Raw genomic sequence first — 12,118 nt, forward strand, 5'->3', positions numbered from 1 at the left:
TTACCGCCACACCATAAGTCACAACGTAGGAGCTGCTTCAGCTGCGACCAACCCAGCACAGTGCCATCGGCATTTCGTGGCCGAAGCCGCTCCCTCGAAGCCAGCCGCCCGGATTATTTCGGCAGATAGTCGTTCAGCGCATCAACCATCTGTTTGGCCGAGATACCGTGGGCAAACTTGGTGATGAATTCGCCGTTGGGCGCCATCAAATAGACGCTGGCCGAGTGATCCATTATATAGAGATCGGGATCACCGCCCTCCTCGATCACCTTCTCATACTTCACCTTGTAGCCACTGGCCACCCGATCGATCATCGTCTTGGTACCGGTCAGACCCACCAGATCCTGATTGAAGTATTTCACGTAATTTTTCATCACCTTGGCATTATCCCGCTCCGGATCCACGGTAATGAAATAGGGCTTGATCAACGCAGCCCGCTCACCCAGCATATCCAGCGCCAGTGACATTACCTGCAACGAGGTGGGGCAGATATCAGGGCAGAAGGTGTAGCCAAAATAGACCAACTGGAACTTGCCCAGCATATCCTTCTCCGTGACCAGCTTGCCGTTATGGTCGATCAGCATGAATTTGGCGCCGACTTTGGCGGTCTCCGGCTGGAACTGATCCTCAGCGGCTAGCTGTACCGGTTCACCGCTGTACTGAAGACAGCTTTTGATGGTATCGGTGTTTTTCTCCATGAGCTCAAAATAGAGCTCCGGTCCCGCTTTCATTCCGGCTCCAAAACTGTCCAGGGTACCGACATTGATATCAACACCCTCGGTCAACAGGGGCAACTCTGGCATCGGCATACTACGTTCAGTCAGCAGACAGGCGTAATAGCCCTCTTTCAGCTTCGCATGATTCTGCAGCAATGAAAGTGCATCTACCGGCTGTTTTGGCGATTGGGCCAACACACCCCGAATTTTCAGTGCATAGGCTTGTTCGAAATACTGCAGGGTGTCGTAATAGGCCATTCCCACGCCACTTTTCAGTCCCCGATAGCCGTACTCCAACTTGCGGTCCAGTTCGGCCACCCGTGCCAGCATTTGAGCACGGTTTCTCCGGTACAGATGAGCCCTGCCGTTGTCCGCATCCATCAGCGCCCTGGCGAGCTCATCCACCAGAATCAGAACATTACGGCTGTCCATCCAGAAAAACGGGTCACGTTCCGTGGAATCTTCACCCTTGCTCCAGCGGGACGGCAGGATCTTCAGTTCCGGATTATCCAGCAGCGTGACTACCCGCACACCCGACTGCAGGACCTGGGCAACCGGCTTAATCAGAAACCGTTCCAACTCCGGCCCCACCCAGATAACCAGATTGGCCTCGGCCAGGCCAGCCTGCTGGGATGCACTCATCTGATAATCAAACGGCTGATTATCGCCATCTACCAGCAGTTCAGGACCTTCCGTGCCGACCATCAGACCGGACAGGATGGAGTGAATCGGCTTTATGCTGGCAACTACCCGGAACTTCGATTCCGCAAGCAATGACTGGCTGCCAAGCAACAGCAAGAGCGCCAGGAATACAGAGTGTCTGGAGTTAAAAAACAGTGTGGTTAACCTGTTCACGGATATTTACCCACCTACATTTGTCACGATCCAGTGAATGGATCTATTGATTGGCGAATTCAGATTCCAGTACCAGGATCGCTGCATCAACCTGCTGGCTGAATGCCGCTTCTGCCGGGCATTCCGCCTTGGTCTCAATGAATTTCAGAAAAGCGGTATTGGTGGTGCTATCAAATGCCTCACCATATTGGCGACGTTTTGGAAGCGCCAGCACCAGTGCCTTTTTCATGCGCCGGGTTTCGTTAAGAAAATGGCAGTTAAGTGCCACACCATTCAGCTCACCCAGTTTTTGTATGGCATCGAACTGCTTGTCGTCCACGCCCTCTGCCAGCGCCAGACCATTGACCAGCAGTGCCAACAGAAATGGAGCAGCCCATCTGATAACCATCATTGTTTTCATCGCCTGAAGTTAAAGGAATATAAATATGCAGCGCGGATTATAAGGACATGACACTACAAGGTAATTGCTCAAAATCAATCATTGGCCTATCAACAGATCAGGCCCGCACTCCAAAATAGCCGTTCAGCTCTCATCATCCCTGGCACCGGTGTAGAACTCCGGCCAGCGCGCCTTGACCTCCGGCCCGTCGCTGGCCAGGGCGATACAGGTATCGAGGATGCGTGGTCGGCTGCGCACCGGCTGCTGGTTAGCACGCTCCTCGAGGGCCGAATGCATGGTCTGATAAGCCGTGGTGGCAAGCGGTCCGAGCAACTCCATCAGGTGCGTGCAGCTCAACTTGCGCTCGACCCGGTTTCTTACCTCGCGCATCCAGCCCGGCCCGATTTTCAATCCAATCAGCTTGCGCATGGTTTCTGCAGTCTGCTTGCACACCGGATACGGTGTATCGTCAGAGACGGCAATTACATCATGAATAACAAAATCGAGATCCATGGTCACCCGCAGATGCAGCCCGTGCACCGGCGCACCCGGCTGCATATAGCCGCGGTGGGTGGTGTCAAACCCAAAGGTTTTGGTATCGGTCAGATGGGCTTCCAAATCCCACAGCCCATCCTTGCGCAGATAGCCTTCACAGGTAATTTTGCGGGTGTGGAGATGTTCACGTTCAACAGGTCTGGGTAGTGGCACGGTGGTTCAATCTCATCAGTCTACGAAGATTGGGAAAGATAATGTCAACGGCAACGAATATCAAATCAGAAGCGTATACCTATCCAATATCGGCCGCTGTCAAGGACGGTTCACCCAACGGATTATAACTGCACACCGCTATCAATACTTGATATAAGCCAGGTAAGAAAAGTCCGACCGGTGTATGGGTTTTAACCAGAAAGACAAAGGCCCGAAGTTTGACTTGCCTGAGTAGCTTGACGCCTCCCACGGAGCGGCATATCGTCAGCGAATATGTCACCATTTCAACGTCTTGCCTTATTCCTGATCCTCATTCCCCACTGCGCCCTGGTTGGCGCTGCGAGCTTGGTCGGACAACCGATTAACATCGCCGATCACATCCGCAACGGGGACCGCTTCATGGGCATCGAACTGCTGGGAAGCCTGTCGCTGAGGGGAGATCCGGCACTGGCGGAACTCTCCGGGCTGGCCTGGGACGAAGACGAACAGCTCCTGCTGGCGATCTCCGATCAGGGCCGGGTGCTGAAGCTGGCACCCCGCTTCAGCAATGGCCATCTCAGCCAGATTGAACTGATAGCGGCTCACCCCCTGCAAGACCGGCGGGGTAAACCACTGCGTGGCGGCTGGAGCGACGCCGAGGGGCTGACCCTGGAAAACAGTGCCAACGGCGTCCGGGGAGACAGCCGGCTGGTCATCTCGTTTGAACGGCACCACCGCATCGAGCGTTATCAACCGGACGGCGTATGGCACTCTACCCTGCCCCTGCCGGATCTGTTGCGGCGGAGCGGTTACCGACCGAAAACCAACCGGGGCATGGAGGCCGTCACCCTGCACCCGCAACAGGGTATCATTACCGGTCCGGAATATCCGCGCGCAAACCAATCCCACTATCTCATCAGCACCTCCGGCCGGACCTGGCAATACCAGCCCAAAGAAGCTGATGGCGCCCTGGTGGCGCTGGAGGCGCTGCCCAACGGCGATCTGGTACTGCTGGAGCGGGCCTATACCTCGATCTTTTCCCCCTGGGTGATCAGCCTGACCCGCATACGGGCCGCCGACCTGGTCTCTTCGAGCAGCGTGACAACTGAATTGATCGCCCGGTTTGACAGCGGTCAGGGCTGGCTGATACAGAACATGGAGGGGCTGACCCGCCACCAGGGGATGCATTTCTTCATGGTCAGCGATGACGGCAACAAACCCTGGGCACAGACCCAACTGGTCTATTTCAAAATCGTGGGGGAGTGAGCGCTCCCCATACCGCCTGCCATCTCTTCGTCCAGCAGCGGCTGCAGTTGTGCCCAGACATGTTCCAGCATCAGCGGCTGACCCGCCGCGTTGGGATGAATTCCGTCCCCCTGCATCCAGTCCGGCCGATCCGCCACCCCTTCGAGAAAGAACGGCACAAGCGGTACTCTGCGCTGCTCGGCCAGATCCCGGTAGATCTGCAGGAACTTCTCGGTAAACGCCTTGCCGAAATTCGGAGGCAGCATCATCCCCAACAGCAGTGGACGGCTATGGGCAGCCCGGGCAAGTGTTATCATCTGATCGAGATGATCGCGGGTCTGATCATTTCCGAGTCCCCGCAGGCCGTCATTGCCGCCCAGTTCGATAATCAGGATATCCGGCTGGAACTGTTCAAGCGCCTGGGGAAGACGTGAAAGACCGCCGGCGGTGGTATCACCCGATATGCTGGCGTTAACCACCCGATGGGGATAACCCGCCTGTTGCAGGCGATCTTGCAGCAGGGCGACCCAACCGCGGCTACGTTCAATACCGTAGGCCGCGCTCAGACTGTCACCGAGAACAAGAATCACCGGCTCGGCAGCCGGCACATTGGATATAACAAACATCAGCAGCAGGAAAAGTTTTTTCATGGACACAGATCATAACCCAGATAGCATCCTGGTAAAGGCCAACGGTGTCGGCAAACAAGTCAACGGTCCGGGCGGCAACCTGACCATTCTGCAGGATGTGTCACTGCAACTGGCCAGCGGTGAAGTCACCGCCATTCTGGGCGCATCAGGTTCGGGCAAGTCGACCCTGCTGGGACTGCTGGCCGGACTGGATGAGACCAGCAGCGGCGACATAGAGCTGTTCGGCACATCCCTGAACTCGCTGAATGAAGACCAGCGCGCCGCGCTGCGCGCCGGCAAGGTCGGCTTTGTATTTCAATCCTTTCAGCTACTGCCCGGCATGACTGCCCTGGAAAACGTGATGCTGCCGCTGGAACTGGCGGGCGTCTCCCACCCGGCAGAGGGCGCCACCGAGGCGTTGCGCCAGGTGGGCCTGACTGATCGACTGCACCACTATCCCGGCCAGCTCTCCGGCGGCGAGCAGCAGCGGGTGGCCATTGCCCGGGCTTTTGCCTCCGGCCCCAAGCTGCTGTTTGCCGATGAGCCGACCGGCAGTCTCGACCAGGCAACCGGCAGCCGCATAATCGACCTGCTGTTCCAGATGCGGGAACAGACCGGCGCGGCACTGCTGCTGGTGACCCACGACGAACGGCTGGCGGCACGCTGCGACCACCGCCTGCAGATCGAAAACGGCCAACTGGAGAGCAGCGCATGAACACATTCGTGCTGGCCCTGCGCTTTCTGCGCCGTGACTGGCGCAGCGGGGAGCTGCGGCTGCTGGTACTGGCCCTGATCATTGCCGTATCGGCAGTAACCGCAGTGGGATTTTTTACCGATCGCGTGGAACAGGCGATGATCCTGCAGGCCAACCAGGTGATGGCGGCCGACCTGGTGCTCTCCAGCAGTCGGCCGGTGCCGGAAAGTTTCGAACAGCAGGCGGAGGCGCTCGGCCTGCGGACCGCCCACACCCTCAGCTTTCCCAGCGTGATCATGCACCGGGACGAGACCCAACTGGTGGAGGTCAAGGCGGTAAGCCGTGGCTATCCCCTGCGGGGGGAACTGCGTGTCCGCACCCAACCCTCGGCTGAAGAACAGAGTGTCACCGAACCGCCCATCCCCGGTAACCTGTGGGGCGAGGCGCGCCTGATGGCTGCCCTCGGGCTGCAGCCTGGCGACCAGGTCTCACTGGGCGAGACGAACCTGGCCCTGGAACAGATCCTGAGTCGCGACTCGGCTCTCGGCAACAGCTTCTTCCGACTCGGGCCGGAAGTTCTGATCGCCCTGGAGGATATTCCCAAGACCGGGCTGGTCACCCCGGCCAGCCGGGTGCGCTATCGCCTGCTGGTCGCGGGCGATCAGACCCAGGTGGAGGCATTCCAGCGCTGGACCGGATCACGGCTCCCGCGCGGGGTGCGACTGGAGCACCTGAGTAGCGCCCGTCCCGAACTGCGCAATACCCTGGACCGGGGTAGCCGCTTCCTCAGTCTGGCCGCACTGGTAGCGGTGCTGGTAGCCGGTGCCACGGTTGCGCTTTCCACCCGACGGTTCGTGGAACGTCAGTCGGACACCAGTGCCATCATGCGCTGCCTCGGGGCCAGTCAGTCACTGATCCTGCGGGTGCTGCTGCTGCGCCTGCTGCTGCTCGGCCTGCTGGCAAGCCTGCTGGGGATTGCAGGCGGCTGGCTGGCGCAATATATTCTGGCCGGCCTGCTGAGCGACTGGTTCGGTGGCACACTGCCACCCCCGACCCCGTGGCCGGTGCTGGTGGGCCTGGGCACCGGACTGATCACCCTGATCGGCTTCACCCTGCCACCGGCCCTGCGGCTCGGGGCGGTGCCACCGTTGCGGGTACTGCGGCGCGACCTGGGGGCACCACCCGCGAGCACCTGGCTGTTGGCCCTCTGCGCACTCGGCGCCATGGCGTTGCTGATGCGCTGGCAGGCCGGTGACGCCACCCTGGCCGGTTGGGTACTACTCGGCACCCTCGGCACGGTCTCTCTGCTGCTGTTGGTGGCCTGGGCGCTGATCCACCTGCTCAGACCGTTACGCCACCGCGGCGGTACCCTGTGGCGACAGGGACTCTCCGGACTGCTCCGGGACCCGGCCATGACCGCCCTGCAACTCTCCGGCTTCGGCCTCGGGATACTTGCCATGTTGTTGCTGGTAATAATCCGCGTGGATCTGCTGGATGCCTGGCAACGGACTATCCCGGAACGGGCACCCAACCATTTTCTGATCAATATCCAGCCGGAAGATGCGGAGACGATGGGTGAGTTCTTCCGCCAACAGCAGATCGAACAGGCCGGCATCTACCCGATGCTGCGCGCCCGCCTCACCCGAATCAACGCCAGTCCGGTGTCGCCCGATCAATATCAGGATGACCGTGCCCAACGGCTGGTGGAGCGCGAATTCAATCTCTCCTGGGCGGTTGAGCCACAGAAAGAGAACCATATTGTGTCCGGTCACTGGTGGGACGCATCGAATCAGGAGTCACCGCTGTTTTCGGTAGAGACAGGGATAGCGGAAACCCTTGGCATCAAACTGGGTGACAAGCTCAGTTTCGATCTGGCCGGGGTGCCCATCGAGGCAGAGGTGTCAAATCTGCGGCAAGTGCGATGGGACTCTTTCCAACCCAACTTTTTTGTCATCGGCACGCCGGCCCTGCTCAGGGATCACCCCACCAACTACATCACCAGCTTCTATCTGCCACCGGGTCAGGAGGCATTGCTGGCGCAACTGGTCAAACAGTATCCATCCGTCACCATTATCGATGTCAGCGCCATCATGCAGCAGATTCGGGAGATCATGCAGCGCGGCTCGCTGGCGGTGGAGTATGTGTTTCTGTTCACCCTGGCGGCCGGCCTGCTGATGCTCTATGCCGGGATTCAGGCCAGCCGCGAACACCGGCGGCAGGAGTCGGTGGTGCTGCGGACCCTGGGCATGCAGCGCAAAGGGCTGATCCAGGCGGCCGGAATCGAGTTCATCACCCTCGGTATGCTGGCCGGTACCCTGGCCAGTCTCTGCGCCACCGTCACCGGCTGGTTCATTGCCACCGAGGTGTTCGGTTTTGCCTTCCAACCCAATGCCTGGACCGCCATCATCGGTATCCTCGGCAGCGGTATCGCCATCGGACTGGCCGGGGTTTTGGCCACCTGGCCACTGACCGTGCAACCGCCGTTGCGGATGCTGCAGAATCGCTGATGCCTCGACAACAATACAACGCCTTTCTGCTGACCCGTCACTGGCGTGACGGGCCCAATGGCGTGGAACTGCAGTTCTGGGCACATTCACCAGCCGGACCGTTGCGGCTGGTCTATCCGGAGCAGAAAGCGGTCTGCTTCATTGCACGCGATAGCGAACTGCCAATGGATGGGTTCAGGATGGAACGCAAGCCATTGAAGCTGACCGATATGCTCGGTCAGCCGGTGGATGGCCTCTATTTCCGCCAGCAGCGCCAGTTGCAGCAGTTTCGCGAGCGCACCGCCGGCAGCAGCACCCTGCTGCTGGAGTCGGATATCAAGATCGCCGACCGTTTCCTGATGGAGCGCTTTGTTACCGCGCCCTTACAGGTCACCGGCAACCCGGTTCAGCGCAACGGTTATCTGGAGCTGGTCAATCCGCAAATCCGACCGGTCGATTTCCAGCCCGAACTCAGTTATCTGAGCCTGGACATAGAGACCGACGGTACCGCCAACCAGGTGCTGTCCATCGCCTTCTGCGGACCGGGAGTGTCCCGGATCCTGATGCAGGGAGAGGCTGCCGACTGGCCCAGCGATCTGCCGATCCACTGGGTCAGTGATGAGGCACAACTGTTGCGGCTGTTTCTGCAGCAGATGGAACAACTTGACCCGGACCTGATCCTGGGCTGGAACTTGGTCAATTTCGACCTGGACTACCTGGAGCGGCGCTGCAGGGCGCACCACATCCCCTTCAGCCTGGGCCGGGGCGGCGAACTGGCCGCCATCCTGCAACCACAACAGAGCGGGCAGGCCCGGGTGGCGAGCATTCCGGGGCGGGTGGCGCTGGACGGCATTGACAATCTGCGCGCCGCCTTCTGGTCATTTGAGAGTTTCGCGCTGAATCATGTGGCCGGCGAGCTGTTGGGGCGTAAAAAACTGATCAGTGACGGCCAGGATAAGCTGGCCGAGATACGACGCCAGTTCCGCGAAGACCGACCCGCCCTGGCCGCTTACAATCTGGAGGATTGCCGCCTGGTCGAGGATATCTTCCACAAGACCGACCTGATTAACTTTATCCGGCAGCGCGCCACCATGACCGGACTGTCACTCGGCCGGCAGGGGGGATCGGTGGCCGCATTCGACAACCTCTACCTGCCACTGTTGCATCGGGAAGGCGTGGTGGCCCATGACATCGGCGCCTTTCGTCATTCACAAACCAGCCCCGGCGGCTATGTGATGGATTCCCGGCCGGGCCTCTACCAGAATGTGCTGGTGCTGGATTTCAAGAGCCTTTATCCAAGCATCATCCGTACCTTCCGCATCGACCCGCTGGGCATGGCCTTTCCCGGCGACGACCCGGTTCCCGGTTTTCTGCAGGCCCGGTTCGCCCGAGAGCGCCACCTGCTTCCGGGCATTATTACTGAACTCTGGGCCAAGCGGGATCTGGCCAAGCAGCAGCAGGACAAGGCGCTCTCCCAGGCGATCAAGATCATCATGAACTCCTTCTACGGTGTGCTCGGTTCCAGCGGCTGCCGTTTCTACGACCCACGCCTCGCCAGCAGCATCACCCGCCGTGGTCACGAGATCATCACCCGCAGCCGCGACTGGCTGGAGTCAGCCGGCTATCCGGTGATCTATGGCGACACCGACTCGGTGTTTGTGCTGCTGGGAGAAGACTATGACGAGGCGCGCTCCCGGGAGACCGGCCAGCAGCTCGCCCGGGATCTCAATAGCTGGTGGAACGACACCATTGCACGGGAATTTCGTGTTGAATCAGCCCTGGAGATCGAATTCGAAACCCACTTTATTCAATTCATCATGCCCACCATCCGCGGCACCGAGACCGGCAGCAAAAAGCGCTATGCCGGCGTGATCCGTAATTCCCAGGGTGAATATGACCTGGTGTTCAAAGGCCTGGAGAGCGTACGCAGCGACTGGACCCCGCTGGCCCAGCGTTTCCAGCGGGAACTCTATCGGCGCATCTTCTTCAACGAACCCTACGAGGCTTATATAAGCGATCTGGTCGGCCGGCTGAAACGCGGTGAACTGGACCGGGAACTGGTCTATCGAAAACGGTTGCGCCGCAAACTGGACGACTATCAACGCAATATCCCTCCCCACGTACAGGCGGCGAGAAAGCTGAACAAGCCAGGTCGCACCATCAATTACCTGATCACGCTCAACGGTCCGGAACCGGTGGAGCACTATTTTAATGGCCGGAGGACCAGCCCGATCGACTACCAACACTATATCGATCGCCAGATCGAACCGGTGGCCGATGGCATCCTGCACTTTCTCGACGACAGTTTCAAACGCATCACTGCCGATCAGATGGCACTGTTCTGAACAGCAACAATCTGTTCAGCGATATCGGCGTGCGAACACCGGACCGACCTGGCAAGTACGAGCCATGATAAGTCCAGGTAGAGGTGTTAAAATATTTTCATGTATCTGCTGCTGATTGAAGACAATCCCGACCTGATCGAAAACCTGTGTGAATTCTTTGAATCCATGGGGCACGCCGTGGATATCGCCTATAACGGCCTCACAGGTTTGGGATTTGCACTCGAAAACAGCTATGACGTGATTGTTCTCGACCTGATGCTGCCTGGCATGGATGGCCTGGAGGTCTGCTCACGGTTACGCCGGGAGGGACACGGCACCCCCGTCCTGATGCTCACCGCCCGCGATACACTCAATAACAAACTGGAAGGCTTCGCCAGTGGGGCCGACGATTATCTGGTCAAGCCTTTTGCGCTGCCGGAACTGGAAGCGCGCCTTAACGCCCTGTCCCGGCGTGGTCGCAGCGAAATTACCCGACGACGCCTGATCGTCGGTGATCTGCAGTTTGATCCCGATACGCTGCGCGTGGAGCGCGACGGACGGCGTATCGAACTGGCGCCCATTCCACTTAAAATTCTCGCCCTGCTGATGCGCCGCTCCCCGGGTGTTGTGCGACGGGTGGAGATCGAGCGCGAGATATGGGGGGACGATCCACCCGACAGTGACACCCTGCGCGCCCATCTGCATGCCCTGCGAACCGCCATTGACCGTAATTTCAAACCCGCCTTGCTGCACACCATTCGCGGCATGGGTTATCAGCTAACCGGCCCCGATGGCCGCTAGCTGGACCCTGCGCAACCGCGTTGCAATCACCCTGGCCCTGTTCGGCGCGGTGGTGAGTCTGGCGTTGGCCACCACCATTTACTTCGCCTCGCATGATCTGGAGGCACGCCTGATTGATGACACCCTGACGGCAGAACTGGATGATTATGTCGCCCGGCGCCAACGTAATCCGCTCTCCCTGCCCGAACACACGGCCACCATCCGTGCCTATGTGGTGGCCGCGCAGGGAGGAACCCGCCCTATTCCGGACGAGATCAAGACACTCGCCCCGGGGCGTCACAATCTCGTGGTCGATGGCATCAGCTATCGTGCCGCCGTGCGCAAGGTACGCGATCAACGCTTTGTCGTGCTCTACGACACCAGCGCGCTACACCAGCGGGAGACCAGCTTCCTCATCCTGCTGTCGGGGAGCGTGCTGATCGTTACGCTCATTTCCGCGCTGGCCGGACGCTGGCTGGCCGCACTCATCATTGCACCGGTTACCGAGCTGGCACGCCGTGTTGCACAACTTCATCCCGAAGATGAACCCACCACGCTGGCACGGGAGTTTCCCTGGGTGGAGATTCACCAGTTGGCGGGGGACTTTGATACCTATCTCCGACGTTTGCACGATTTCATTGAACGGGAGCGCCTCTTCACCGGTGATGTCAGCCACGAACTGCGTACCCCCATTGCCGTCATAAACGGCGCCACTGAACTGATGATGCTGGATACCACGCTCGATGATAAGAACAGAAACCGTGTTGCACGAATATCCCGGGCCGCCATCGAGATGGGTGAAATCTCTGCGGCCCTGCTGGCACTTGCCCGGGAACAGGGTGATGCGGGCAGCCCGTCGACGGAATGTGATGTCCTGCCGGTTGTCAAGGAAGTCATTGAGCGCTATCGCGACCTGTTCCGCCACAAACCGGTTACCTTGGTGCTGGACGTCGGGGCGCCATCGCATATACAGGTCGATCACGCCATTCTCTCCATGGTGCTGGGTAACCTCCTGCGCAATGCCCTGAGTTTCACCGAACGGGGTGAAGTGCGCATCCGGCTTGATGCCGATAACATCCGCGTGGAAGACTCGGGTCCGGGTCTGGGTACGGAAAACCCGACTGAATTGTTCCAGCCCTATGTACGGGGTAGCCGGAGCCGCGGAGCGGGTTTGGGGCTCTCACTGGTATGGCGTCTGTGCGAACATGAAGGCTGGCGGATTATCCTGGAAAATCGTCCCGATGGCGGCACCCTGGCACAACTCTCCCTGACCTCGGGAAACTGAACCTGATTCGGTTTCCAGGCCGCCCTATACACTCCGTA

10 protein-coding genes are annotated in these 12,118 nt (G+C 59.3%); 6 read left to right on the plus strand and 4 right to left on the minus strand.

What is annotated here, in order from left to right:
* Positions 1-113 precede the first annotated feature (113 nt).
* The 3 genes from A3GO_RS25405 to A3GO_RS0114265 form a co-directional block, all read right to left on the minus strand.
* Positions 114-1,571 (minus strand): metal ABC transporter solute-binding protein, Zn/Mn family, encoded by a 1,458-nt coding sequence (locus A3GO_RS25405; RefSeq protein WP_051302354.1) that lies wholly within the window; start codon positions 1,569-1,571, stop codon positions 114-116.
* A 43-nt stretch (positions 1,572-1,614) separates the two neighbouring features.
* Complete coding sequence (locus A3GO_RS0114260; protein WP_051302357.1) at positions 1,615-1,962, minus strand: hypothetical protein; 348 nt, start codon at positions 1,960-1,962, stop codon at positions 1,615-1,617.
* 132 nt (positions 1,963-2,094) lie between these two features.
* Complete coding sequence (locus tag A3GO_RS0114265) at positions 2,095-2,658, minus strand: DUF2889 domain-containing protein (protein ID WP_029133966.1); 564 nt, start codon at positions 2,656-2,658, stop codon at positions 2,095-2,097.
* A gap of 273 nt (positions 2,659-2,931) precedes the next feature.
* On the opposite strand from A3GO_RS0114265, the gene A3GO_RS25410 reads away from it, so the two are divergent.
* Positions 2,932-3,903, plus strand: a complete 972-nt coding sequence (locus A3GO_RS25410; RefSeq protein ID WP_051302359.1) for an esterase-like activity of phytase family protein — start codon at positions 2,932-2,934, stop codon at positions 3,901-3,903.
* Here the strand turns inward: A3GO_RS25410 and A3GO_RS24000 are convergent.
* Complete coding sequence (locus tag A3GO_RS24000) at positions 3,879-4,532, minus strand: arylesterase (protein ID WP_084610101.1); 654 nt, start codon at positions 4,530-4,532, stop codon at positions 3,879-3,881. The two genes, A3GO_RS25410 and A3GO_RS24000, sit on opposite strands and share 25 nt — an antisense overlap.
* Between A3GO_RS24000 and A3GO_RS0114280 the strand changes: the two genes are divergently transcribed.
* From A3GO_RS0114280 to A3GO_RS0114300, 5 genes are all read left to right on the plus strand, one after another.
* On the plus strand, positions 4,531-5,226 hold the full coding sequence (locus A3GO_RS0114280) for an ABC transporter ATP-binding protein (protein ID WP_029133967.1): 696 nt from the start codon (positions 4,531-4,533) through the stop codon (positions 5,224-5,226). The two genes, A3GO_RS24000 and A3GO_RS0114280, sit on opposite strands and share 2 nt — an antisense overlap.
* On the plus strand, positions 5,223-7,712 hold the full coding sequence (locus A3GO_RS0114285; protein WP_029133968.1) for an ABC transporter permease: 2,490 nt from the start codon (positions 5,223-5,225) through the stop codon (positions 7,710-7,712). The genes A3GO_RS0114280 and A3GO_RS0114285 overlap by 4 nt, the downstream gene beginning before the upstream one ends.
* Positions 7,712-10,036: a DNA polymerase II gene (locus A3GO_RS0114290; RefSeq protein ID WP_029133969.1), complete on the plus strand. Its 2,325-nt coding sequence runs from the start codon at positions 7,712-7,714 to the stop codon at positions 10,034-10,036. Before A3GO_RS0114285 ends, A3GO_RS0114290 begins: the two co-directional genes overlap by 1 nt.
* Positions 10,037-10,135: 99 nt before the next feature.
* Positions 10,136-10,816, plus strand: coding sequence for a response regulator transcription factor (locus A3GO_RS0114295; RefSeq protein ID WP_029133970.1), 681 nt, complete (start codon positions 10,136-10,138; stop codon positions 10,814-10,816).
* A complete protein-coding gene (locus A3GO_RS0114300) occupies positions 10,806-12,080 on the plus strand; it encodes a sensor histidine kinase (RefSeq protein ID WP_029133971.1) in 1,275 nt (424 codons plus the stop codon). The genes A3GO_RS0114295 and A3GO_RS0114300 overlap by 11 nt, the downstream gene beginning before the upstream one ends.
* Positions 12,081-12,118: the final 38 nt, after the last annotated feature.

It is taken from the genome of Sedimenticola selenatireducens DSM 17993 (genome assembly GCF_000428045.1).
Classification (GTDB): Bacteria; Pseudomonadota; Gammaproteobacteria; order Chromatiales; family Chromatiaceae; genus Sedimenticola; species Sedimenticola selenatireducens.